Origin of the sequence: Agrobacterium tumefaciens (assembly GCA_025559845.1) — a bacterium.
Classification (GTDB): Bacteria; Pseudomonadota; Alphaproteobacteria; order Rhizobiales; family Rhizobiaceae; genus Agrobacterium.
Genome location: CP048470.1, coordinates 390,244 through 415,627, shown reverse-complemented (window position 1 = coordinate 415,627; position 25,384 = coordinate 390,244). Strand labels below are relative to the sequence as shown.

At 54.7% G+C, this 25,384-nt stretch carries 21 protein-coding genes; 14 read left to right on the top strand and 7 right to left on the bottom strand.

Features of this window, described 5'->3' with window-relative positions; translation table 11 throughout:
• Window positions 1–52 precede the first annotated feature (52 nt).
• Window positions 53–1,924: a DNA helicase RecQ gene (gene recQ / locus FY156_18395; protein UXS03528.1), complete on the bottom strand. Its 1,872-nt coding sequence runs from the start codon at window positions 1,922–1,924 to the stop codon at window positions 53–55.
• A 225-nt stretch (window positions 1,925–2,149) separates the two neighbouring features.
• The gene (locus FY156_18390; GenBank protein ID UXS03527.1) at window positions 2,150–3,037 is read right to left on the bottom strand and encodes a LysR family transcriptional regulator; all 888 of its coding nucleotides are present in this window, start codon (window positions 3,035–3,037) and stop codon (window positions 2,150–2,152) included.
• 109 nt (window positions 3,038–3,146) lie between these two features.
• On the opposite strand from FY156_18390, the gene FY156_18385 reads away from it, so the two are divergent.
• The 5 genes from FY156_18385 to FY156_18365 are packed head-to-tail and all read left to right on the top strand — an operon-like array spanning window position 3,147 to window position 8,416.
• Window positions 3,147–4,343 carry a PLP-dependent transferase gene (locus tag FY156_18385; GenBank protein ID UXS03526.1) on the top strand — a complete coding sequence of 399 codons (1,197 nt, stop codon included), beginning with the start codon at window positions 3,147–3,149 and terminating at the stop codon, window positions 4,341–4,343.
• Between the two features lie 39 nt (window positions 4,344–4,382).
• Window positions 4,383–5,408 carry an amino acid ABC transporter substrate-binding protein gene (locus FY156_18380; GenBank protein UXS03525.1) on the top strand — a complete coding sequence of 342 codons (1,026 nt, stop codon included), beginning with the start codon at window positions 4,383–4,385 and terminating at the stop codon, window positions 5,406–5,408.
• 16 nt (window positions 5,409–5,424) lie between these two features.
• Complete coding sequence (locus tag FY156_18375; protein ID UXS03524.1) at window positions 5,425–6,549, top strand: ABC transporter permease subunit; 1,125 nt, start codon at window positions 5,425–5,427, stop codon at window positions 6,547–6,549.
• Window positions 6,546–7,652, top strand: a complete 1,107-nt coding sequence (locus FY156_18370; protein UXS03523.1) for an amino acid ABC transporter permease — start codon at window positions 6,546–6,548, stop codon at window positions 7,650–7,652. The genes FY156_18375 and FY156_18370 overlap by 4 nt, the downstream gene beginning before the upstream one ends.
• Window positions 7,652–8,416, top strand: coding sequence for an amino acid ABC transporter ATP-binding protein (locus tag FY156_18365; GenBank protein ID UXS03522.1), 765 nt, complete (start codon window positions 7,652–7,654; stop codon window positions 8,414–8,416). Before FY156_18370 ends, FY156_18365 begins: the two co-directional genes overlap by 1 nt.
• 77 nt (window positions 8,417–8,493) lie before the next feature.
• On the opposite strand, the gene FY156_18360 is transcribed toward FY156_18365, so the two are convergent.
• Window positions 8,494–10,431 carry a DUF5054 domain-containing protein gene (locus FY156_18360; protein UXS03521.1) on the bottom strand — a complete coding sequence of 646 codons (1,938 nt, stop codon included), beginning with the start codon at window positions 10,429–10,431 and terminating at the stop codon, window positions 8,494–8,496.
• An 11-nt stretch (window positions 10,432–10,442) separates the two neighbouring features.
• Window positions 10,443–11,483 carry a LacI family transcriptional regulator gene (locus FY156_18355; protein UXS03520.1) on the bottom strand — a complete coding sequence of 347 codons (1,041 nt, stop codon included), beginning with the start codon at window positions 11,481–11,483 and terminating at the stop codon, window positions 10,443–10,445.
• Window positions 11,484–11,749: 266 nt separating this feature from the next.
• On the opposite strand from FY156_18355, the gene FY156_18350 reads away from it, so the two are divergent.
• The 5 genes from FY156_18350 (at window position 11,750) to FY156_18330 (ending at window position 17,463) form a co-directional block, all read left to right on the top strand.
• Window positions 11,750–13,114: an extracellular solute-binding protein gene (locus FY156_18350; GenBank protein ID UXS03519.1), complete on the top strand. Its 1,365-nt coding sequence runs from the start codon at window positions 11,750–11,752 to the stop codon at window positions 13,112–13,114.
• Between the two features lie 80 nt (window positions 13,115–13,194).
• Window positions 13,195–14,103, top strand: a complete 909-nt coding sequence (locus FY156_18345; protein UXS03518.1) for a sugar ABC transporter permease — start codon at window positions 13,195–13,197, stop codon at window positions 14,101–14,103.
• Window positions 14,103–14,933 (top strand): carbohydrate ABC transporter permease, encoded by an 831-nt coding sequence (locus FY156_18340; protein ID UXS03517.1) that lies wholly within the window; start codon window positions 14,103–14,105, stop codon window positions 14,931–14,933. The genes FY156_18345 and FY156_18340 overlap by 1 nt, the downstream gene beginning before the upstream one ends.
• Before the next feature lie 15 nt (window positions 14,934–14,948).
• Window positions 14,949–16,049 (top strand): ABC transporter ATP-binding protein, encoded by a 1,101-nt coding sequence (locus tag FY156_18335; protein UXS03516.1) that lies wholly within the window; start codon window positions 14,949–14,951, stop codon window positions 16,047–16,049.
• 13 nt (window positions 16,050–16,062) lie between these two features.
• Window positions 16,063–17,463, top strand: coding sequence for a CehA/McbA family metallohydrolase (locus FY156_18330; protein UXS03515.1), 1,401 nt, complete (start codon window positions 16,063–16,065; stop codon window positions 17,461–17,463).
• Window positions 17,464–17,932: 469 nt separating this feature from the next.
• Here the strand turns inward: FY156_18330 and FY156_18325 are convergent, their stop codons facing one another.
• The 3 genes from FY156_18325 to FY156_18315 form a co-directional block, all read right to left on the bottom strand.
• Window positions 17,933–18,688 (bottom strand): amino acid ABC transporter ATP-binding protein, encoded by a 756-nt coding sequence (locus tag FY156_18325; protein UXS03514.1) that lies wholly within the window; start codon window positions 18,686–18,688, stop codon window positions 17,933–17,935.
• Entirely contained in the window at window positions 18,685–19,365 is a 681-nt protein-coding gene (locus FY156_18320; protein ID UXS03513.1) for an amino acid ABC transporter permease, read from the bottom strand. Before FY156_18320 ends, FY156_18325 begins: the two co-directional genes overlap by 4 nt.
• 86 nt (window positions 19,366–19,451) lie before the next feature.
• On the bottom strand, window positions 19,452–20,225 hold the full coding sequence (locus FY156_18315) for an amino acid ABC transporter substrate-binding protein (protein UXS03512.1): 774 nt from the start codon (window positions 20,223–20,225) through the stop codon (window positions 19,452–19,454).
• Between the two features lie 630 nt (window positions 20,226–20,855).
• Here FY156_18315 and FY156_18310 point away from each other — a divergent pair.
• The 4 genes from FY156_18310 to FY156_18295 all read left to right on the top strand — a co-directional run bounded on the left by FY156_18310 (window position 20,856) and on the right by FY156_18295 (window position 25,343).
• Window positions 20,856–21,785: a sugar ABC transporter substrate-binding protein gene (locus tag FY156_18310; protein ID UXS03511.1), complete on the top strand. Its 930-nt coding sequence runs from the start codon at window positions 20,856–20,858 to the stop codon at window positions 21,783–21,785.
• 73 nt (window positions 21,786–21,858) lie between these two features.
• A complete protein-coding gene (locus FY156_18305; GenBank protein UXS03510.1) occupies window positions 21,859–23,400 on the top strand; it encodes a sugar ABC transporter ATP-binding protein in 1,542 nt (513 codons plus the stop codon).
• 30 nt (window positions 23,401–23,430) lie between these two features.
• Complete coding sequence (locus FY156_18300; protein ID UXS03509.1) at window positions 23,431–24,462, top strand: ABC transporter permease; 1,032 nt, start codon at window positions 23,431–23,433, stop codon at window positions 24,460–24,462.
• A 56-nt stretch (window positions 24,463–24,518) separates the two neighbouring features.
• Window positions 24,519–25,343, top strand: coding sequence for a TIM barrel protein (locus tag FY156_18295; protein UXS03508.1), 825 nt, complete (start codon window positions 24,519–24,521; stop codon window positions 25,341–25,343).
• Window positions 25,344–25,384 lie beyond the last annotated feature (41 nt).

Here is a 25,384-nt window from a genome sequence, read left to right as displayed (position 1 = left end):
CAAGAGCGCCTGCGCGCCAAATGGACTCTTTTCGGATGAATTGTGCCTCTCTTTATCGATCTGCTTCGTGCTCGTCAATAACCGCCATGAATTGCTCGCCATATCTTTCGTATTTCGTGGCTCCCACCCCTGAAATTGCGAGCATTTCTCGCTCGGATCTTGGGCGAGTGGTCGCAAAAGCGATCAGAGTTGTGTCTGGAAAGACCACATAAGGCGCAACACCGAGTGATTTTGAGATCGCCATCCGTTCGGCCCTCAATGCCTGGAAGAGCGATTCGTCGTTTTCACTCATTCCTGTCCTTGCTGCAGAGGCCGCCGGTTTGCCGCGCTCACGCTTTCGGACGGCGTCAATCGTGTCTCGGCGCAGGATAACGGCGACTTCTTTCTTGAACACGCCGTGGGCCGATGGTTCGAGTTTCAAGGCTCCGAACTCGTCATGGGCTACACGAATATAGCCGAGAGCAAGAAGTTGCCGGAATACCGACTGCCAAGCGTGGACGGTCAGTTCCTTGCCAACCCCAAAGACAGCCAGGTCGTCATGGCCGAATTTTGTGGTTCGTTCAGTGACCTTGCCAAGCAGCACGTCGATGACGTGGCCTGTACCGAACCGTTCGCCGGTCCGATAGACAGCCGCGAGTGCCTTGATGGACGCTTCGCTGGCATCCCAGGTCTCGACCGGGCTATTGCAGGTGTCGCAATTTCCGCAGCCGGAAGGAGCCGCCTCCCCAAAATGGGAGAGGATGGCCTTTCTCCGGCAACCTGCCGTTTCACAGATACCGAGAAGTGAGCTGAGCTTTGCCCTCTCGATACGTTTTATGTCGTCTGTAGCTTCGCCTTCATCGATCATCCTCTGACGCTGGACGATGTCGTGCATACCGTAGATCATGAAGGCTTCCGATGGCAGCCCGTCACGGCCGGCGCGCCCTGTCTCTTGATAATAGCCTTCGACAGATGAAGGCAGGTCAAGATGAGCGACATAACGGACGTTGGGCTTGTTGATACCCATCCCGAACGCAACAGTGGCAACAAGGCAAAGGTCTTCTTCCATTCGGAAGGCATCTTGATTGTCCGCTTTGACCTGCGGGTCCATTCCTGCGTGATAGGCTCGCGCCTTGATGCCATGATCATTAAGCCATGAAGCCGTTTCCTCGACTTTGCGACGTGACAGGCAATAAACGATGCCACTCGACCCGTCATGGCGCTGAAGGAACCTCAGAAGCTGCGTGCGGGCATTGTCCCGCTCTGCGATGCGATAGTGGATGTTGGGGCGGTCGAAGCTGTCGACGAAAATGGTCGCGTTATCGAGGTCGAGCTGACGTATGATGTCGTCTCGGGTATGGGGATCGGCTGTCGCCGTCAGGGCGATGCGCGGCACGCCGGGATATAGCTCCTTCAGCCTACCAAGCCCGAGGTAGTCTTTTCGGAAATTGTGTCCCCAACTGCTGACACAGTGGCATTCATCTATGGCAATTAGTGATATTGCGACATTGCCAAACAGGTCTGCGAATCCCGGGAGCACCACCCGTTCAGGCGTCACATAGATGAGCTTCAGTTTTCCGGCCCGAAGCTTGGATCTGACTTCGCGCGCTTCTTCTTCTGATTGCTGCGACCAGAGACAATCTGCCTCAACGCCCAGAGCCTTCAATTCTTCCACCTGGTCTTTCATCAATGCGATTAGAGGCGAGATGACAACCGTCACGCCGGGAAGGCATACAGCGGGAAGCTGAAAACAGAGTGATTTGCCCTTGCCGGTAGGGAAAAGAACCATTGCGTCATTGCCACTCATGATATGTGCGATGACGTCGTCCTGCTTGCCGCGAAAATCCTGGTAGCCCCAGATACGCCTGAGAGCGTCGAGGGGTTTTTCTATCGGACTACCGTTGAAGAGAGCTCGAATGGCGGGCTGCTGCTGTGATGCTGGCATTTTTAGGTCTAGCCGTAGGTCTTGTTTAAGGGCGAAGCGTTTTCACTCTTTATCACGATTCGTTCTATCGCTCGGTCGAGCGGCGTAAGGCTAGACATCAACGGCGTTATGGCACGCTTTCACGCGAGCTGATCTTTTTGAGGTTTCACTTGACCCTCGTGACGGCCGTGCGCACTCAGGCGGTTTAACTCACCTGGACATGGAAAGTGTTGGGACCGTTTCAACTCAGTCTTGGAACACAGAAAACTTCATGAGTTCCCCGACGAAGTCTGACACGATGCGAGAGGGATATTTATTTGGCGGCAGGACCAAAAGTGTGCGGAAATAGATAGACGGTTTGAACGGTATGACCTTCAAACCGCGTCCAATATACGGCTCCGCGGTCATCGGGTTGACCATTCCAACTCCGAGCCCGGCTTGGACCATGGCACAAATTGTCGTGGAGTACGGGGTTTCCAGAACCACTTTCGGTTTTACCGATCTATCCAGACAGATGGCCTCCGCGGCTCGACGGGTTGTGTCTTCTGGTGAAAGGGCGATGAAATCTTCCCCATTGAGGTGTTCGGGCGTCAGTTCAGGCAAATCTTGAAAGCGGTGCCCCTCCGGCACGGCAATTGCTGCCCGGTAACGCGCAAAGGGTTTAACTGTAACGCCGTCAGTATCGATCTCGTCTGCGGCCAATCCCACATCGACTTGCCCGGAAGCGACAAGGTCCTTCACGGTCGACGATAGCTGGGCCTGGAATGTTATTGCGACATTGGGATGTTTTAACCTGAAGCCGCCCAAAGCGCGGGGCAAAACGTTTGTGCTCAGGGCCGACAGGCTGGCTACCCTGATTTCTCCGGACCCAAAATCGCGGATCCTTGCAGCTGCGCTTTTAAGTTTCGTCAGGCCCGAGAAAGAGCTCTCGACCTCCCTGAAGAATATATGCGCTTCGGCTGTCGGAAACATCCTCCCGCGTTCACGTCTGAACAAAGCGAAACCGATATCTCGCTCCAGTTCCTGTATGGCCTTGCTCACAGCCGGCTGTGAAATACGCAAAACCTCTGCCGCGCGCGACGCCGTGGTATTGGTCATGACGGAGTAAAACACCTCAACTTGACGAATATTCATGTGCGGACCTTATAACCAGAGCGAATAAGGTGACAGGATATTGATATTGGACGGAATTGATATGCCGATGTTTTAATCCCGGTATCGAAATTGCTCGGGATCAAGCAGAATGAAAGACCTTACCCAGTGTGTAATGACACCGGACGTAAAGACAGATGGTTTTGAGGCGCTTGGCGTCGCAACGCATCGTGCATCAACGATTGTCTTCAAAAATGCAGAAGCCTATGCGACGAGAGGGCAAAGGGGCCATGACGGTTACACATACGGTCTTTACGGTACACCGACGACAAGAGCGCTCGAGGCAAAGCTCACCGCACTCGAGCAGGGTGCACGGACCTTTCTCGTCCCGTCCGGACAAGCGGCCAACGCGATAGCGGCGCTGCCATTTCTCCAGGCCCATGACAAGATCCTTATCGCCGATACGGCATATCCGCCAATGCGTGATTTCGCCAACCGTGATCTCGCACGATTTGGCGTTGAGGTGGTCTATTACGATCCGATATCGATCGACGATCTTAGCGAGAAGATCGACGGCCGGACGAAACTGGTGTGGTGCGAGTCCCCGGGTTCGACAACTATGGAAATCCAGGATCTTCCGGCAATCGCGTCGATTGCCCACAAATATGGTGCGCTCGTCGGATGTGACAACACCTGGGCAACGCCACTGAACTACAAGCCCCTGACGCTTGGTGCTGATATCGTGACCGAAGCTCTGACCAAGTATATCTCAGGTCATTCCGATCTTCTCATGGGTTCGGTCACTGTTCGGACAGACGACCTCATCGCTCCGGTTCGCACGACGCTCGGCCGGTTTGGGATCGGCGTTTCTCCCGACGATGCGTCGTTGGTACTTCGGGGCATGGAGACGCTGGGCGTCCGTCTCAAGCACGCACGAGATGGTGCAGAGAAGTTGATCGTGTGGATCGAGCGTCATCCGCTCGTCGAACGGGTCCTTTACCCATCTATCCCTGGATCGCAGGGCCACGATATCTGGAAACGCGACTTCCTTGGTGCAAGCGGTGTGTTCTCCGTCGTGTTGAAGTCTGAGGCTGTCCCACACATGGCTGCAGCACTCGATGTTCTCAAAACGATCGCCATCGGAGCATCCTGGGGTGGAACGAGAAGCCTAATCGCACCCATGCCGGTCCGCCAAAACCGCAGTGCCACAGAGTGGCTCACAGACGACTTGGTTTTGCGTATCAGCGTTGGTCTCGAAGATCCAGCGGATCTGCAGGCAGACATCGAAGCCTTCTTCGCCGACATCGTTGATCGAACCAAGAACAGCACAGTCGGGCTTGCAAACTAATCAAATCGAATTCGCAACATTCATAAATAGGGGAACAAAATGCGGTCGAGCACACTGGTAATGAGCATTGCGCTGTCAACTTTCCTTGTCGCCGGAATATCTCCGGCGCTGTCTGGACCAACGCTTGATGCAGTCAAGGCGCGCGGCTTCCTTAAATGCGCCTCGAGTCAGGGTACGGTCGGCTTTGGTGCCCCCGACGAAAAGGGTTACTGGCGGGGCCTCGACGTTGAGACCTGCCGAGCGGTGGCCGTTGCGATATTCAATGACAAAGACAAAGTGGAGTTCGTCCCGCTTAGTGGTCAGCAACGTGTCCCGGCTTTGCAAACGGGAGAAATTGATATTCTGCCGCGTACTTTCACATGGACATTGCGGCGTGATGCGAACGGCCTCAATTTCACGACACCAAATTACTACGAGTTTACCGGCTTCATGATGCCCAAGGCTCTCGGTGTGACAAAGGTTGAAGATATGTCTGGGGCGTCCGTCTGCGTTCAGACGGGCTCGACAACTGAAGTCGTCGCAAACGATGTTTCCAAGGAACACAATCTTGGGCTGAATGCGGTTGTCTTCGAAAACAGTTCTGCTGTCAGCCAGGCGTTTTTTTCCGGTCGTTGCGACGCCCTCATCACCGATGCTGCCGCGCTAGCCTCTATCCGGGCAACCTCCGCAAAAAATCCCGATGATTATGTCATCTTTCCTGCGACGCGATTTATGGATGCCCTAACCCCTGCTGTTCGTCATGGCGACGACCAATGGCTGGATATCGTCAACTGGTCGATCCAGGCGCTCATCGCGGGAGAGCAACTCGGCATTCGCCAAGGAAATGTCTCCGAGATGGAAAAATCTGAGGATCCTAGAGTGAAGCGCTTTCTTGGCATTGAGCCGGGCAATGGGGCCGCCCTTGGCCTGGACGAGAAATTTGCAGCAAATATCGTGATCCAACTCGGCAACTACGGCGAAATGTTTGACCGCAACGTCGGTAAGGACAGTCCTCTCAAGCTCGAGCGAGGTGCAAACCGGCTGTTTTCTGACGGCGGCCTGATGTTCCCACTGGCGTTCCAGTAAGGCAGGGGAGGCTGGTATGCTGTTAACACTATGGGACAACCGTAGCGTCAGAAACATCGCGCTTCAGGTCCTGCTTTTTGCGGGGGTTGCCAGCCTTCTGTTCTGGCTTTGGTCGAACACTGCCGAAAATCTTTCCGCTCGCGGAATTCGTGTCGGGTTCGAGTACCTCGACCGTCAGGCAAATTTTCCGATCTCTGAAAGTGTTTTGCCCTATGACCCTTCCGATACATTCGGATGGGCATACGTCGTGGGAGTGGCGAACACTGCCGCCATCTCGCTGGCTGCAATAGTCATATCGACCGTCGCGGGTCTTCTCATTGCGCTGGTGCGTCTCTCCGATAACCCTCTCGCATCCCGAATGGCGTCGACCTTCGTAGGCGGTGTGAGAAACATGCCGCTCATTGTACAACTGCTGTTTTGGTATGCCTTGGCAACCACGTTACTTCCTGCTCCGCGCCTCGCGTACAATCCTCTGCCTGGCATATTTCTCTCACTGAGAGGGCTCTATGTTCCATCGATATCTTTTGGAGAGAGGGTTGGGACGTTTTTACTTTTTGCGGGATTGATACTTGTCGGCTTTGCCCTTCTCAGGCGGATTATGCCTGTGCAATGGGTGTCGTTGGTCAAACTGGGATCAGTTGCTGCAGTTATGGTTGCCACCGTTCTCCTCATCAGGCCGTCGGTGAGCCTGCCTGAGCTGCGAGGATTCAATTTTGTCGGCGGTTTTCGCCTATCGCCTGAGTTCGCAGCCCTGATGTTGGGCCTTGTGATCTACACATCGGTGTTCATCAGCGAAGTTATCCGGGGTGGGATTGAAGCGGTCTCGCGGGGGCAGTGGGAGGCGGGCAGGGCACTCGGTCTTTCGGAGCGGCATACTTTGTTCCGTATAATAATTCCGCAGGCACTCCGCATCATTATTCCTCCGATGACCTCCCAGTATCTGTCGACGGTCAAGAACACGACGCTTGCCCTTGCCGTCGGATACCCTGAGCTGGGTCTCGTGGTTGGTACTGTTATAAATCAGACAGGACAGGCGATAGAGAGCATTTCCATTCTGTTGGCAGTTTTTCTGACGATCAGTATCGCGGTGTCGTTGTTCATGAACTGGTACAATGCTCACGTAGCCCTGGTGACGCGATGAACAGTCTGCCTATTTCCCAAAAATTTGTGTCGACAGAACTTCTACCTCCTCAAAAGGCGCCACCTGACAGACCGATCCCGATGATCAAGGTCTTGTTTGGGGACATTTTGAGTGCGGCGCTAACTGTCGGTGCAGTCCTCGTTATTCTCGCTCTAATGCCCGCATTTAAGTGGGGTGTATTCGACGCCACCTGGGTCACCGCGGACCCTGCAACGTGCCGGGTGGGAGGCGCATGCTGGGCATTCATCGGCGCTAAGCTGCGATTTATCCTGTTCGGACTTTATCCGCGGGAAGAGCAATGGCGGCCAATGATTGTCATGGGCCTTATCGTTGTAATGGTCCTTCTTTCTCTTTCCCCTTCCATTTGGGGGCGAAAGCTGATTGGAGCCTGGTTGAGTGCGGTGTCCGTAATGCTTGGACTTATGTGGGGTGGTTTTACGGGATTACCGTTCGTCTCCACGTCTCAATGGGGCGGATTGCCGGTTACCCTTCTTTTGGCGCTTCTGTCTTTGGGCTTAGGCTTTCCCTTTGCTGTTCTTCTTGCACTCGGACGCCGGTCGTCACTGCCAATACCCAAGTTTCTTTCTATCGGTCTCATCGAAACGATCCGTGGACTGCCACTCATCGGCTTGCTGTTTGTCGCATCGATCCTGCTGCCACTCCTGCTGCCGCCCACATGGACGATCGACAAGCTCGGGAGAACTTTCGCGGCATTAACAGTGTTCGCCGCCGCCTATCTGGCAGAAGTCATTCGGGGTGGATTGCAGGCTATCCCAGCAGGGCAGGTTGAAGCGTCAAAAGCGCTTGGAATACCTGCGTGGAAAGCCATTCAGCATATCGTGCTGCCGCAGGCTATTCAAAAAGTCATTCCGCCTCTCACCAACACGGCAATCGTGATGGTGAAAAATACCAGTCTTGTGATGATTGTCGGGGTTTTTGACATGTTGAGCGCGGGACGATCCGCCGCGATGGACCCAGTTTGGCCCGCCCCTTATGCGGAGGCTTATCTTTTTGTTGGCCTTATCTACTTCGCGATCTGCGTCGGAATTTCTTATTACGCGCGATGGCTTGAACTTCGCGTCAAAGCAAAGGACTATCGCTAATGTCACTCGACCCGACTGCACATGCTGATCATGAAAGCGCGATCAATGTTCATAATGTCGATAAGTGGTACGGAAACTATCACGTTCTCCGAAACGTCAATCTGAACGTTAGCACGGGTGAGCGAATTGTTATATGCGGTCCGTCGGGATCCGGAAAATCAACGCTGATCAGATGCGTAAATCATCTTGAGGAACATCAAAAGGGGGAGATAACCGTCAATGGTGTCACGCTCAACGGAAGCCTGAAAAACATTGATGCAATCCGCCGCGATGTAGGGATGGTGTTTCAGCATTTTAATCTGTTTCCACACCTTACCGTCCTCGAGAACTGTGCCTTGCCGCAAATTCTCGCACGTGGCCTTCCCAGGAAGGTAGCTGAGGAACGGGGAATGCTGTTCCTTGAGCGCGTGCGGATCCCGGAACAGGCTAAGAAGTTCCCTGGCCAATTGTCTGGTGGCCAACAGCAGCGTGTCGCGATCGCTCGAGCTCTGTGCATGACGCCGAAGATCATGCTTTTTGATGAGCCGACATCAGCCCTTGACCCGGAGATGGTCAAGGAGGTCCTTGAAACCATGGTCTCGCTCGCTGAAGAGGGAATGACAATGGTCGTCGTGACCCATGAAATGGGCTTCGCGCGCCGTGTCGCAGACCGTGTTGTGTTCATGGACAAAGGCGCTGTCGTAGAGGTGAACACGCCAGACGCATTTTTTGACGCTCCAACCAATCCTCGCACCCAAAGTTTCCTCAGTCAGATCGTTCACTAGTACCCTTGGACGAATACTTATTCAGCCCCCCGTCACTTCCCGCGGGTAAGTGGCGCTTCGTCAATTGCCAGGGCAAATTAGCTGCCGGTGATCACAGTGACCCTGAACCGCGCGAGGATGTCCCCCTCACACCACATCGGAAAATTGGTGCCCCACTTATTGTTGTGCAAATTAAAACGGATGCCTTCTTCGAAGCTCGGACGTGTCCTGCAAAACGTCATGAAATCCCAGCTTGCGGGTCCGACAAGTGGTGTGTCTAAAGGCTCGATCATGTATTTGGAACCGTTCAAACACGTTGCGCGTGCAAGACTTATCGACTGTAGTTGAGCGCCACCACTTTCTGCGATGTTCTCCGCCTCATGCCAAAGGCCCATCTTTTTGAAATCCCAGCCGGCCTTTGACTTGGGAGTGAAAGACAGGAAGCTTGCTTCCGGCATTCGGTTCGCCGGTTTGTTGTGGAGGACGAAAGTCATGAGGAGAGAATCTTGGTCCTGCGAAAGACGCAGCGAGACCGCCGGCGGGGCGCCAAATTCGGTTGTCGCGCGCGCAGGCATCAAGGCGACCAGACTATCGCCCTGCGCGCCTTCAAGTTCGGGAATAAAAATCTCTGAGAGGCCCGCTCCAGAAACGGCAAGTCCGGGCTTGTTATGGTCGAGGATCGCCCACTCCTGCTGGTGAGTGAGATAGGTATCCATATGACGTACAACGTCTTGGGCGTCGTAGCTTTCGTATCTGTAGCCGATCAGCGAACCGTTGAGGCCCTCAATCCGATGGCCTGTTGGCGTTATGATGGTTGTGATGTCACCTGTGACAGGATCGATCTGGGCAGACCATGTCCCTGCCTTTAGAACAGTTTCGGTGCCGCGCGTCACAGGCATGGCCGGGGGAGCCACCTGAGCGATTGCTTCCTTTGCTTCAGCGCGGTCTGTTTCGTCGAGAGCCGCTATTGCCTGGTCGAGATAGGTGCGCTGTTCCAGCCAGGAGCCTTCGGAGTAGGTAAAGCGATGGTCGCTCGTACGCGCGGCCTCGAAATCTTTTCGCGACCAAGCCTTCTCGTCGCGCAAATAGGATTTGATGTCCACACCGCAGGTGTGCTCGGCCACCATTGCAAGGCCGCGTCCAAAGGCCAGCCGCGATGCGGTGAGTCCGTCTGTGGCGAAGCGATCATATACGCGCTGCAATGCAAGGAAACGGGACATCTTCAGTGGGTCGGTTGCGCTGCCATGTATCCAACTGTCACCCAGTTCGAGGTCGATAACGGGAAAGCGCTCACGCTCCTGCCAAATCAGCGTGCCGTAGTCTTCAAGGGTCGCCGCGCGTATGAGAGCGTCAGGCTCCCTGTGTCTGATCTCGCGATAGGTTTCTGCCGTCTGCGGAACGCTCTGAGGGCCAATGTTATCGCTCGTGTGCGCAAAGCCCAACCCATCGGTCATCCCGTCAGGGAAAGATGTCTCGCCATATGAGCGTTGGTACATGACAACCACTTCATCGCCGCCTGGGGCGCGCCACCGAAATGTCTCGGGAACGTCTGGCGGCGGCGAGGCCGTATTAACGCCTATGTGAAGGAACCGGATCCCGGCTTCGGCCAGCAACGGCACCATACCGAGTGTGTGGCCGGGAACGTCTGTCATCTTCGCTGCGATCGTTTTCGTTGCGAACCGGCGATCGAGTTCCTGCGAATAGGAAAGCCCAGCGCGGAAAAGGTCGGGTGACATGAGTTCGGTGTGGGTCGTGAATGGCAGGCCGTGCCAACGGATGAGCCCGCGTTCGATTGCTTTTTCAAGCTTCGCGACGTCGCAAGTTGGCCTGGTATTAAGATAATCCCAGATCAGCCAGGCGCCCGTCGTCCAGATGAACTGCGGTTCCTCTGGGTTTTCCGCATAGAAATGTGCAGCGGTTTCGATCGCCTGCGGGATGAAACGTTCATGGTATTGCTTGCGGACTTTTTCCGCATGGTCGGTGAAGCCAATGTCGAGATGGGTCTTGAAGACCAAATGCACGCGCTTTTGTGTCATGTCTTTTCCGTTCAGCCCACGGTGCCGCGCACGACAAGCCTCGTTCCGAGCGTTTCGACCATAGGATCAGCGTCGGGGGTTTTAAGTCGCCTCAGAATAAGGCGTACGAGTGCCCGGACGCGATCTTCGAGATCAATGCGGACCGTGGTGAGATTGTAACTTTTCCAGTGCGATTGCGGGATGTCATCGAAGCCCACAACCTTTACGTCATCCGGCACGCAAAGGCCGAGCTCGTGTCGCAAAGCATCGATCGCCCCGAAAGCGCCGACGTCGTTGGCGGCAAATATGGCATCCGCACCGTCACCAATACGAAATAGGTCGAGTGTCGCGCGATAGGCGGTGTCATAAGTGTAGTCACCCGCTACAGCGATTGGCGGCTCCATACCCCTTTCAGCAAGGATCTCGGTTATCATGCGCTCGCGCTCGTTGTTGGCGAGCGACTGCTGCTTTCCCCCCAGATAGGCGATGCGGCGTGCACCGTATCCCTGCAACAGCGCGATCGCCTGCTCGATGCCCTCTCTTTGGCGGACAAGAAGGCGGTCGTAGACACTGGTGGTCGGCTTGCCAGAAAATTCTGTCGCATCATCATAGATAACGTAGATGGGCACGGCGCGGTCGAGAAAGCTGGTGAGAATGTCTGGCGCAATATTTTCGGTAAACGCAATCACCGAATCCGGATTGAAGCCCCGCATATAGGTCAGCAAGGTGTGGTCCATGCTGAAGTCGGCCTTTGCCTTGAAAAGCAGCGTCGCAAAACCCTCAGCTTGCAATGCAGTCGTTAGCGCGTCGATCTCCTGGCTTTCCCAGGGGCTGCAGACGTCAGGTACAATCATGCCAACAAGGTGCGAGCGGCGTGTCACCAGTGCTCGCGCAGCCATGTCAGGCGTGTAGTTCAATTCACGCGCCACCTGTAAAATCCGGTCGCGCTTTTCCGGCTTCAGTGAGGCGTTGGGGTTAAACGCACGCGACACGGCAACGCGAGAAACGTTTGCTTCGCGCGCCACAAGATCGGCGGTCGCGCGGGCTGCTTTCTTGCTGCTGGGGTCAGTCATGGTGTGCTCGGCGTTAAAAAATGAAAACGTGTTCACTATTGAATTGCTTTTTTGATGGTGCGCGTCAAGCAGAATACGTCAATATTTGGCTTTATACTGTCAAATGGGCGCGATCTAAATTTTTTAAATGGCCGCCTTGTTGACAAAAATGAAAGCGTGTTCATTCTTAGGAGAGGGATAGGGTAGGCCGTGGGTGGAGTCTAGCTTGCCGGATCACCGAAAAAGCGCGTGCTACTGCGCGAACTTGTTTTTTGGGAGGACTATTTATGCGCAAGAGCATCAAAACTTTGCTGATGGGCGCGACGGCGGCGATCGCGCTGTCGAGCCAGACCTTGGCCGCGACAGAACTCAACATCACCTGCCGCTGTGTAATCGGTGGTGTTAATTCGGGCATGGCAGAATGGATCCAGAATGCCGTCATTCCCGCTTTCACAGAAAAAATGAAGGCCGAGGGCAAAGATGTCGCCGTCAAATTAACCCAGTTCGGCGGAGAGGACGAGCAACTCACGCAGCAGCTTGCATTGGATTTTTCAACCGGGGCAGGCCCAGACGTCTCAAATTTTGATGGCTTCCTGATCCCAAGCTTCGTGCAGGGTGGGTTATTGAAGTCTCTCGAAGAAGTTGCCGGTCCAGATGCTGTAAATTGGGAAGGCTGGGAGCACATCTCTCAGGGCTCTAAGGCTTTGATGAGCTACCAGGGCAAGCCGTACGGCATCGCGCTCGGAACCGATGCACGCATGATATTTGTCCGCAAAGACGTGTTCAAGAAGGCTGGCATCGATGCTGAAGGTTGGCAGCCGAAGTCCTGGGAGGAACTCCTGGATGCCGCACGCAAGATCAAGGCTGCCGACCCGGAGAGCTTCCCGCTCCAACTAAATGCCGGTGTTTCCATGGGCGAAGCCACAACGATGCAGGGCTATTGGATGGCTTTGCTCGGGACCGGCGAGCAAGTTACTGATGAAAGTGGCAAGTACATTGTATCCAGTCAAGGTATCCTCGACACCTTGAAACTCTACAAGACGATCTATCTGGATGAGAAGCTCGGTGATCAACGCGCGCAGCTTCTGGCCGATGGACGCAATCGCAGCTTCGCGAATTTCCGCAGTGGCAAGACCGCCATGCTGATCGAGGGTGACTGGTTTTATCGCTCCGTCACAAAGCCCGGAGCAGAGTTTGAAGTCGCAGATCGCGATAACGTCATGACCTGGAAGAAAATGCCGTCGGAAAAACCGGGCCGCGGTCTGCGTGGTCAGGATTTTGTTACGATGTCCGGTGGTACCGGATTTGTCATCAATCCTCATACAGACGCACCGCAGGAATCCTGGGAATTGCTGTCGTTCATGAACAGCAAGGCACAGCTTGATGCGTTCCAGGCAATCCAGCCTGCAATCCGCATTCGCAACGACGTGCCTATCCCCAATTCGCAATTCCTGGCTGAGACAGCCAAAACGTTGCTGCCCATTACGACGGCTCGTCCGAATGATGCGAACTACAACAAGGTCTCTGCTGAGATTCAGCGCATGACCGAAAGCGTCGTTTCCGGCGAACTCTCCCCGGAAGACGCGATGGCTCAGTTCAAGAGTTCCGTGATTGGAATAGTCGGTGCTGAAAATACTGTCAGTCGTCTCTGAGGCGTAACGCCTGCGTCTGGCCGCATGCCGGTCAGACGCAAATCGCGATGGATCTATGCGATCCGCTTTGAGGTAAAGGCATGAAGAACTTCTCGCTGCTATCCACGCGAGCAGGCGCAGTCTTTTTGGCTCCTGCTGCCGCGCTGGTCGGCATTTTTGTTATGGTCCCATTCTTTTGGGTGATCTTCGTTTCGTTCACGAACCGAACGCTTATCGGGAAAACAGCTGTCGATCCGGATTTCGTCGGTCTGCAAAACTACTTTGCTCTCTTCAATCCAGAGACATTTTTTACGCGCGGTCAGTTTGGTTTTTCGTTCATTCTGACCCTACAATTCGTGTTGCTTTCCGCGCTTGCGGGCCAGGCGCTGATTGGCCTGGTACTCGCATGGCTCAGCCAGGCCGTATCGCCAGCGCTGAAGTCTTTCCTGCAGACGGCCGTTATTGCCGCGTGGATCTTACCGGAAGTGGTGATCGGCTTCGCGTGGTTCGCTTTCCTCGACTACGACAACGGCACTTTGAACATGATCATGCGGGGTCTGGGGCTACCGCCCGGCGACTGGCTACTGCAACAGCCGTTCTGGGTAATTGTTTTCTTCAACACGTGGCGCGGCGCTGCCTTCTCGATGATGCTTTTCAATTCCGCTTTTCAGTCTATCCCGCCAAGCTATTTCCAGGCTGCGGATGTTGCAGGGGCAACCTCCTGGCAGAAACTTCGAGACATCGCGCTACCACTCATCCGCGGCCATGTCGTCACCGACCTCATCTTGATCACCATGTGGACCTTCAACGTGTTTACGCCGTTCCTGCTGACAAATGGTGGCCCGTCATATCGTACAGAGCTCTTGTCGATCTACACGTACCGGATTGCATTCAAAGACTTTGAGTTTGGGAAAGGTGCCGCGGTCGGGGTTATCATCATGCTCGTGAACCTTGCCTTTGCGCTTGTCTATTTGCGTATCGCGCGCAAGAAAGCAGGGGAGGCCGAGTGATGCAGATTACCCGAAGCGTCTTCAAACGCCGTATTCTCTTTTCCGCAGTTGCATCCTTGCTTGGTGTGATTTTCGCACTGCCGCTTGTCTGGTTCATCTTCGCCCCGTTCAACGCGCGTGCCGAACTCGGGCTTGCAATTCCGGAACCTTTCACGCTTTCCAATTTTGTCACGGTGTTTGAAAACACCTTCGCGATGCGTGCACTTTTGAACAGTCTTATTCAGTCTTTCGGCGGGGTTATCCTGATTGGGGCAGCCGCGACGCTTGCTGCTTATGCCCTGTCCCGTTCTTCGATCCCGGGTAAGGGCGCGGTCACTTACACTCTGTTGCTGTTTTCTTCTGTAGTTTCAGGCTCAGCAGCCATGGTGCCCATCTTCCTGATCATCTCTGCGATTGGCCTCATCAACACGCATATAGCGGTTATCCTCGTCTTTGCGGGCGGGCTTCTGCCTACGGCAATGTTCATTTTACGGGATTTTATCGATGCCATCCCGCGGTCTTATGAAGAAAGCGCAATGGTGGCGGGTGCATCGCCCCTGCAGGCATTTTTCGACGTGGCATTGCCTGTCATTCGGCCTGGCATCGTGGTTGTCGTGGTCTGGGCTTTTGTCAATATCTGGGGATCGTTCCTCATTCCCTTCATCCTGCTGCGCAGCGATAGCCTGATGCCGGCATCAGTAGCGATCTACTCCTTCTATTCGGAGGCAGGAACACCGATCGTCACACTCCTCGCTGCTTATTCACTTATCTACTCACTCCCCGTCATCGTGCTTTACCTCTTCGTGAACTGGAAGTTTGGTTTCCGGTTTTTTGGTGGCATCAAGTCGTAATCGGAAATCAGTTTCATGGCCTCTGTCGAATTCCAGAATGTCTCCAAGAGTTTCGGTTCCTTCAATGCGGTACCCGACATCAGCTTTCAAATCGCTGATGGTGAATTTGTCTGCCTGCTCGGCCCGTCCGGCTGCGGCAAGACGACGAGCTTGCGCATGATCGCAGGACTTGAAACGCCGACCTCCGGCAAGGTGCTGATCGGCGGTAATGACGTCACCTACCTGCACCCAAAGGACCGGCAGATATCGATGGTCTTCCAGGACTACGCGCTCTATCCTCATATGAACCTCGCCGACAATATCGCTTATCCTCTTAAAGTGCGTGGCGAGAGCGAGGAAAATCGCCATGCGCGCGCTCGGCAGGTCGCCGATGTGCTCAAGATCGGGGATCTGATGAAACGTCTGCCGAGCCAGATCTCCGGCGGACAGCAACAGCGTACGTCGCTTGCACGCGCACTCGTCTATCCCAGTCAGGTCTATCTTTTTGATGAACCGCTTTCCAACCTTGATGCCAAACTGCGTCTGGAAGCGCGCGGCTTCCTCAATCACCTCCAGCGCGACATGGGAATGACGGCTGTCTATGTTACCCACGATCAAGCAGAGGCCATGGCGCTTGCAACGCGAATTGCGGTCATGGACAAAGGCCGCATTGTTCAATTCGCACCACCTATCGAGATCTATCGGCGGCCATCCACGACCTTCGTTGCCAACTTCGTGGGTAATCCTCCAATGAACCTCGTATCAACCGAGGCCGCAGTTGCTGATGGCAGGCTGCAGTTGCGCGCCGATGGTTTGACGCTTCCAGGGCTTTCTTTATCCGACGCCATTGCGGCGGCGGCCAAAGGCGGCCGGATGACACTTGGTGTGCGGCCAGAACACCTGCGGATTGCCCGCGCCGGCGATGAAAACACCATCACAGGAAAGCTTTTTGCCAATGAAAACATGGGGCCCGAAAGCCTTGTCACGATGGAGCGTGAGGATGCAGGGCGAGTAACTGCCCGCATCTTTACGGACGATGAAATCCACGTGAACGACCTTGTGACGCTCGCCTTTGATATCCGCCATGTGACATTGTTCGATGGTGACGGCATTCGTGTTCCGGCCATTGGCGAATAGAGTTGAAACTTAAATGACCGAAATCAAGGTTCAAATCCGCCGCGCCGACCAAGTGGCTGATCCATATTTCTATGTTCCTTTCGATGTCCCGGAGGGCGTGACACGCATCGACGTGAGCATGGTCTATCGGAAGGCCGAAGATTGCGTCATCGATCTGGGATTACTTGACCCTCTTGCAACAGATTACCCAACAACAGCGGGCTTTCGCGGTTGGAGCGGTGGTGCGCGGGACCACTTTTTTGTTGCGACCGACGATGCGACGCCTGGTTACATCCATGGTGCGATACCGGCTGGCGCGTGGAAAGTTATGCTCGGTCTCTACAAGGTGCCGTTTGAGGGTACAGATGTCACCGTGAGCATCCAGCTCGATCGTGCCCCACGTCGGCTGGAGCCACAGCCGGTGCGCACAATGCCGCGGCGCAAAGGCGCCGGGTGGTATCGTGGCGATCTTCATTGCCACACCTACCACTCCGATGCGAAAGGTTCGCCGGAACTCCTGCATCAGGCGGCAATACAGGCTGGTCTCGATTTTCTGGCGATCGCCGACCACAATACCATTACCCAGCGACGCTATTTTCATCCACATTCGTCACCCGATCTTGTTTTCTTGCGGTCAATGGAGGTGACGACCGCGGTCGGTCACGCGAACGTCTACGGTATCGATGAGTGGATTGATTTCCGCATGACGAAGCCTGAGCATGCCCATACCCTATCCCGGTTGGTCCATGAACGAGGTGGATTGCTATCGATCAATCACGACAAACCGACAATCCAGTGGGATTATGAACTTCCAGCGATCGACTGTATGGAGGTCTGGCAATCCCATTGGATGGCGTGGAACTGGGTGTCAATCGGTCGCTATCAAGACAGGTTGGCCTCGGGACTAAAGATTACTGCGATAGGTGGGAGCGATTTCCATCAGCCAGCCCGTCTCATTCCGGAAGGTCCGCTGACGCTTGCTCGCCCCACGACCGTATTCTGGTTGGATGAACTGTCTGAGGATGCGGTCATTGCGGCTATGAAGGCCGGGCGCGGTTACGTGACCGAAAGTCCTACAGGGCCCCATTTGGCGTTGACGGTGAATGGTCAGCCAATGGGTTCAACAATTGACGGTCCGGTCCTCGCCGAGGCAGATGTGAAAGGGGCGGGTGGCGACTTGCTTGTCTGGATAGATGCGACTGGCCCGGTATCTACCGAGGAGATTGAAACTGATGCATGGACAGGAAGGTTTAGCGGCGATGCGAAAACCTTCTTGCGTGCAGAAATTGTCGCCGAGAAAAGTCGCGAGCAATTGATCGGCGAATTCTTGAAGGCGCAGGAGGGACGGTCACTTCCTTGGCAGCTCCATGGTGCGGACGTCCATGGGCAGCCTTTGCGTCGTGCGATCAGCAATCCAGTCTATGTCATTAGTTGAGGCATTAGAGTTGCTGCGGCGTAGTGGCCTTGCCGTCTGCCTGGCAAACTCCAGCGTCGTGAAGGGAATTTTGTCGAAAAATTTCGTTGGTGCAAAGCATGCATCGCATGCGCTTTCCTAAGCTGTTTTGGTCAGCTGGGATGGGTGTATTTAAGTCCATGCTTGTGGAAAATGGGGCTCGCAGGGCCTTCTAATGTTGAAGAGCAATTGGGTGCTGTATATTCCCGGAGCACCACCTACGAAACACGAACGTCTGAGTCTTCGCGAAATGACTTCGCTAGAGCATGACTTTCGAGGTGCAAAGGGGCGCTCCTCATGAAGAGTTGAGCGTCCCCATTTTTTTGTGCGCGGGTCTAAGGATATTTGCGTCTACGGTGACAAACAGTGGTTGTTGTGATCTCGTCTCATTTCCGCGCGTCACATTTTATTGTTTAAAATGGATGGCAGCTCATACCGGTTGGGCTATCTGTCACAAAGCTTGTGCCGCACTTATCGATGAAACGAACTGACGTGTTCGTTCATGCCGGGGAGAACGGAAAAGTTCATCCGGAGTGCCTGCTTCCACCACTCTGCCAGCCTCTAGAAATACGACCTGGTTGGATACCTGTGATGCAAGCCGCAGATCGTGCGTCGCCATGACCATAGTCGTGCCTTCCCTGGCAAGCTGGCCTAGAACGTCCACCACCTCTGCAGCCAACTCAGGGTCGAGAGCGGAAGTTGGCTCGTCGCAAAGGAGTACCTGGGGCGACGGTGCCAAGGCTCTGGCGATTGCGATGCGCTGTTGTTGCCCACCGGAGAGATTGGCAGGCCAAGCGTCCGCCTTGTGCGCCATTCCGACTTTTGTAAGCAACTCCATGGCTCGGATGCGGGCCTTTTCCTTCGTCCATTTTTGGACGACAAGAAGGCCTTCCATCACGTTCTCTATGGCCGTTCGATGTGGAAACAGCTGGAAGTTCTGGAAAACCATCCCGGTTTGCTTCCGGATTTTCTGGATATCCTGCCAACGAGCCTTACGACCAGGATGAAACTCCACGACCTCGGAACCGACCCTGACCGAACCCGACGTAGGTTGTTCCAAAAGGTTGATGCAGCGCAACAATGTGCTCTTGCCACCACCGGAAGGTCCGACGAGTGCCGTGACGCTTCCCTCCGGAAATTGCAGTGAGACCTCTTTGAGGATCACCGCTTCTCCAAAGCGTTTTTCGATATTGCTGAGCTCAATCATCGGTTCGCCTCCAATAGCCCGCCGTAGCGGGAGAACCTGGTTTCCAGCCGCGATTGCAAGGCGGAAAGAACGGAACTCAATACGAGATAGATCAGTGCAGCCTGGATGTAGAGAATGAGTGGTTCATACGTTGTCGCAACGATACGCTGTGCCGCCTGGAACAACTCCGGAACCGTGATCGCCGCAGCAAGTGAGGTATCCTTGACGAGCGAGATGAAAGAGTTCGAAAGTGGTGGCACGGATACCCTTGCAGCCTGCGGTAGGATCGTCCTGCGCATCGCCTGCTGCCAATTCATTCCGGTTGAATATGCCGCCTCCCATTGCCCTTTGGGAACAGAACTGATCGCCGCACGGATGATCTCGGACGTGTAAGCTCCGACGTTGAGGGTGAAGCCGATTAGCGCCGCAGGAAATGCATCGAGAAGCACACCGATGCTTGGCAGCCCGTAGAAGATCACGAACAACTGGACCAGCAAGGGTGTGCCACGAATGATCCAGACGTAAAAACGGGCGAGCGCCGAGACCGGTGCGGGTCCAAATAGCCGAGCAACAGCAGTCACCAGACCTAAAGCGAGGCCAAGTGCAAAAGAGAGCAGTGTGAGTGGAATGGTGAAGCGGATGCCTGCCCACAACAAAGTGGGAAATGAATCCAACATCAACTGAAGCCAGTGGGGCAAAGCACACCTCTAAAACAAAGCCGTCCGGCGTAAACACCGGACGACTGATTGAACGTGACTGCGCAGATGAGAGCAGAATGACAGGTTTACTTGGATACGTCCTGTCCGAAGTATTTGTCGGAAATAGCCTTGTAGGTCCCGTCTGCCTTGATATCCGAGAGGGCTTTGTTGATAGAAGCGATGAGATCATCATCCCCCTTGCGAACGATGATGCCCGAGAAGTCTGCGTCCGACTTTTCGGCAACGATCTTCACAGGAGCATCAGGTTGATGCTTCTTGAAGTCGAGGAACGACAGGCTGTCATTCACCGTGGCGTCAGCGCGGCGGGTAAGAACCAGTTGGATAGACTGATCGAAACCATCTGTGCCAACCAACTCTGCTCCAGCTGCCTCGGCAAGCTTTCCGAAGTTGCTCGTAAGGGACTGTGCAGACTTCTTGCCTTTCAGGTCCTCAAAGCCCTTGATGTCCGTATTATCATCACGCACGATCAAGACAGCTTTCGAGGCAATATACGGCTCGGAAAACGCGTACTTCTGTTTACGTGCTTCCGTGATGCCGACCTGGTTAATAACGGCGTCGTATCGCTTCGCATCGAGACCTGCGATCAGCCCGTCCCATTTGCCTTCGATAAATTCGGCTTTAACCCCGAGTTTCTTTGCTACGGCTTCGCCGATCTCAACGTCGAACCCAACGAGCTTGTTGGATGAGTCATGGAACGTAAATGGAGCGTAGGTGCCTTCAGTCCCGATCTTGATGACGCCAGCCGACTTGACCTGGTCTAGGTTTTCGCCCGCCATCGACGGAGAAAAAGCTAATGCTTGAAGTGCAGCCGCAGTCGCGATGATTTTTATCCAGCCCATGTCCGGGTTCCTTTAGAGGATTTCGAATGCACAGCCATATAGGGTGGGGCATGGTCATTCGCACGACAAAGAAAAGTAAAAATCCGCATCCGGATAGAATATTTTTCCAACGCTTTCCCCAAGCATTTCTCTCTTGTGCGCTGCCTGGTGAATACTGAGGCGAAAAACATGCCAACCGCCGCCCAGTCAGCGAGGCCGATCTATCGTCAGAAGATAGGATCGCAGCGTGTATCGTCGAGGCCGAATTCACAGAGTTTGTGAAGGTTGCAAGGGCCGCTGATCTTTCTCGGCCAAGTTATCCGCTTGCGCGTCGCATACGCCGTTATTTCTCTTAGTAACTTTGGCACTCGATCTTACTGCAATGAAGATCATGCCAACGGTGCAACACCAGAATGTGGCCATGTCTAAGTTTCGATCCTGCCACGGCAAGGCTGCTCAGACTAAAGAAACTGGATCACCGGGATGGCCATCAAGAAAAGATTGACGTTTGGTCTAAAAATAGAATAAATATACCGTACATCAGATAAATCGGTTTCATTATTCCGTTTTTGATGTGAGGAGGAGCGGCGAACTCAAGTTCGCTTCCGGCTGGGAGAGGTGGCGCCGGACACTGAGGAGGAGAAAATCACAATGAGAAAGCTTATTATCAGCGCGGCAATGTCGTTGCTGCTCGGTACCGCGGCGCATGCCGAAACCGTTGGTGTTTCGATGGCTCTGTTTGATGACAACTTCCTGACGGTTCTGCGCAACGGCATGCAGGACTATGCGAAGGGAATGAACGGCGTGACGTTGCAGGTGGAGGATGCACAGAACGACGTAGCCAAGCAGCAAAGCCAGATCCAGAACTTCATAGCATCGAAGGTCGATGCAATCATCGTCAATCCGGTCGACACAGATGCGACCGCTGCGATGTCGAAGCTTGCAGCTGAAGCCAAAATCCCGCTCGTCTATGTCAATCGCCAGCCTGTGAATGTTGATAGCCTTCCTGACGGACAGGCTTTCGTCGCCTCCGAAGAGGTCGTCGCCGGAACGCTCGAAACTAAGGAAGTTTGCCGTCTTCTTGGTGGGAAGGGCAAAGCCGTCGTCATGATGGGCGAGCTTTCCAACCAGGGTGCGCGCATGCGTACGCAGGCCGTGCATGACGTCGTGAAGACCGATGAATGCAAGGGGATCGAGATCGTCGAGGAGCAGACAGCAAACTGGCAGCGCACACAGGGCGCGGACCTCGTAACGAACTGGCTCTCCAGCGGCATCGAATTCAACGCTGTGATCGCAAATAACGATGAAATGGCGATTGGCGCCATCCAGGCCCTCAAGGCTGCAGGTAAGGACATGAAGGATTATGTTGTTGCCGGCGTGGATGCGACCCAGGACGCTCTTGCCGCCATGCAGGCCGGTGACCTCGATGTCTCGGTTTTCCAGGACGCAGCCGGACAGGGCAAGGGCGCTCTTGATGCCGCCCTCAAGCTTGCCAAGGGCGATAAGGTGGAAAAGAAGGTCTACATTCCTTTCCAGCTCGTGACGCCTGAAAACGTCAAGGACTACGTGGCTAAGAACTAAAACCTCCCGGGAGGAAGGGGTCGTTAATCGCTTCCCCTTCCTCTGATAAATTCCTTGTCTTGTGGAGGATGAGATGGTCGTCAGTCCGTCTACGATGGCCGCTGTGCGCGCCAGCGGTGCCATACCGAATGCAGAATTTCTTCTTGCGGCGGAAGGTGTCCGAAAAGAGTTTCCGGGCGTGGTTGCGCTCGATGATGTGTCGTTCCGTCTCAAACGAGGAAGTGTCCACGCGCTGATGGGAGAAAACGGCGCGGGCAAGTCCACGCTGATGAAAATTCTCGCCGGTATTTATCAGCCCGATGAAGGTGAAATCCGCCTGAAAGGTGCTCCGATCCGGCTGAATTCCCCACTCGACGCGCTCGAGAACGGCATCGCCATGATCCATCAGGAACTTAACCTGATGGCCTATATGACAGTTGCGGAGAATATTTGGATACGCCGCGAACCGAAGAACCGCCTCGGCTTCATCGATCACGGTGAAATGTATCGGCGCACGGAAGCCCTTCTGGAGCGGCTCGGGATCGATATCGATCCAGAAACGCCGGTGAAGGAGCTTTCTGTCGCCAGCCGTCAGATGGTGGAAATTGCCAAGGCCGTCTCCTACGATTCCGATGTTCTCATCATGGATGAACCGACCTCGGCGCTGACGGAACGCGAAGTGGAGCATTTGTTCCGGATTATTCGTGACCTGCGCGAACGTGGCATCGGCATCGTCTACATCACCCATAAGATGAACGAGTTGTTCGAGATTGCCGATGAATTTTCGGTATTTCGCGATGGCAAATACATCGGGACGCATGCGTCGACCGACGTTACCCGTGATGACATTATCCGCATGATGGTCGGGCGCGAGATAACGCAAATGTTCCCGAAGGAAGACGTGCCGATCGGTGAGGTCGTGCTGTCGGTGAAAAACCTCAGCCTGGACGGCGTGTTCCAGGATGTTTCCTTCGACGTCCGGGCCGGCGAAATTCTCGGTGTTGCAGGCCTGGTCGGCTCTGGCCGCTCGAACGTGGCGGAGACCGTATTTGGTGTTACGCCTGCCTCATCCGGCAAGGTGGAGATCGATGGAACGCCCGTGACGATCACAAACCCGACGGAGGCAATTCGCAACCGAATGGCGTTTTTGACAGAGGACCGCAAGGACACTGGCTGCCTCCTGATCCTCGACATACTCGAAAACATGCAGATTGCTGTTCTGCAGGACAAATTCGTCAGCAACGGCTTTGTGCAGGAAAAAGGGCTTTCCGAAGCCTGCGAGGATATGTGCCGCAAATTGCGTGTCAAAACCCCCAATCTGCAGGAAAGGATCGAAAATCTGTCGGGCGGCAATCAGCAGAAGGTGCTTATCGGTCGCTGGATGTTGACCAATCCGCGTATCCTGATCCTCGATGAGCCGACACGCGGGATCGATGTCGGCGCGAAGGCGGAAATTCACAAGCTGGTATGCGAAATGGCCCGTCGGGGTGTCGCGGTGATCATGATCTCGTCGGAAATGCCTGAAGTTCTGGGCATGAGCGACCGCATCATGGTCATGCATGAAGGCCGGGTTACAGGGTTTCTCGAAAGAAGCGAAGCCACGCAGGTCAAGGTTATGGATCTCGCATCGCGTTAAGGCGCGGCGAGATTTTTGGGAGGATAACTGATGAATACCAACATCGCGGCAAAGAGCGAGCAGGACGTCAAATCGGGGCGTAAGCCGCATCGTCGCATGCCACCGGAAGCCAATATTTTCTTCGTTCTGATCGGCATAGCTCTCGTTTATGAGATACTTGGCTGGATTTTGATCGGTCAGAGCTTTTTGATGAACCAGCAGCGACTGACGATCATGATCCTGCAGGTCTCCGTTATCGGCATCATCGCTGTCGGAGTAACGCAGGTCATTATCACCGGGGGCATTGATCTCTCCTCGGGTTCGGTCGTGGGCATGACAGCAATGCTGTCAGCAAGCGTCGGTCAATCCTCGACCTGGCCGCGGGCGCTTTATCCTGGACTGACCGACCTGCCATTTGTAATTCCTCTCGCTGTGGGCATTCTCGCCGGCATGCTGGCAGGGTTCATCAACGGACAGCTCATTGCCAGAACGAAAATTCCGCCCTTCATCGCAACGCTCGGCATGATGGTGACGGCGCGCGGTATTTCGAAGTGGTACACGAAAGGACAACCAATTTCGGGCCTGACTGATGGGTTTAACTTCATCGGTTCCGGTATCTGGCCAGTTGTCGTGTTCCTGACCGTTGCCGTGATCTTCCACATCGCCCTTCGTTATACCCGCTACGGTAAGTTCACCTACGCGATCGGGGCCAATCAACAGGCCGCGCGTGTCTCCGGTATTAATATCGAGGCTCACCTGATCAAAGTCTATGCCATTGCCGGTATGCTGGCAGGGCTTGCCGGCGTCGTGACAGCGGCCCGCGCGCAAACCGCGCAGGCTGGAATGGGGGTTATGTACGAGCTCGATGCGATTGCGGCGGCCGTAATCGGCGGCACGTCGCTTGCCGGAGGTGCTGGCCGTATCACCGGGACAGTGATCGGCACGATCATTCTTGGTGTCATGACCTCGGGTTTCACGTTCCTGCGTGTCGATGCCTATTATCAGGAGATCGTCAAAGGCCTCATCATTGTCGCAGCGGTTGTCGCCGACGTTTACCGTCAGAAGAAGCGCGCAAAACGCTAGTCTTTCCTCCCAGACCTGGGGCAGGAGCGATCCTGCCCATTTTTTTGGAAAAGCTCATGACATCTCTCCGCTTTGCGCTGAACCACATGGTCGCGCCACAGAAATCTGCCGAAGCGTTCTTCGATCTCGCCAGACAGCTCGGTATTAAAGCTGTCGAAATCCGCAACGATCTCGCAGGCAATGCCATCATTGATGGAACGCCAGCGAAAAGAATACGGGATATCGCAGCTTCGGCCGAAATCTCGATCCTGTCGATCAATGCGCTTCAACGGTTCAATGAGTGGTCTTCTGAACGGGAAAAGGAAGCCCGTGAGCTGGTCTCTTACGCACGCAATTGCGGTGCAGCGGCACTTGTCCTCGTACCGGTCAATGACGGGTCCGGTCGTGGAGACGGTGAGCGTCAGGCGAACTTGCGCCGTGCGCTCAAGGAACTGTTGCCGATCCTGGCTGATGCGGGAATTGTCGGCCTGGTCGAGCCGCTCGGTTTTGCCATTTGCTCACTGCGCTCGAAGCGTGAAGCTGTCGAAGCGATTACAGATATTGGTGCAGACAGCACTTTCCGCCTCGTCCACGATACGTTCCATCATCACCTCGCCGGTGAACCGGAGTTCTTTGCCGACAGAACAGGCCTGGTGCATATCTCCGGAGTTACAGACGCCAAAGTGCCGGTCGCCGACATGTTGGATGCGCACCGCGTACTGGTCGATGAAAACGACAGGCTTGGCAATATCGATCAGGTCAAGACCCTTGTCGCCCGCGGCTACAGAGGGTTCTTTTCCTTCGAGCCCTTTGCTGCAACGGTTCATTCGCTTGATGATCCGCGCGCAGCACTAATGGCGTCCCTGTCACATATCAGCGGTGCATCTGGCGGAGCACGCTAGTGTTTTAAGGTCCCTGCGACTGGCGCGATGCCAGTCGCAGG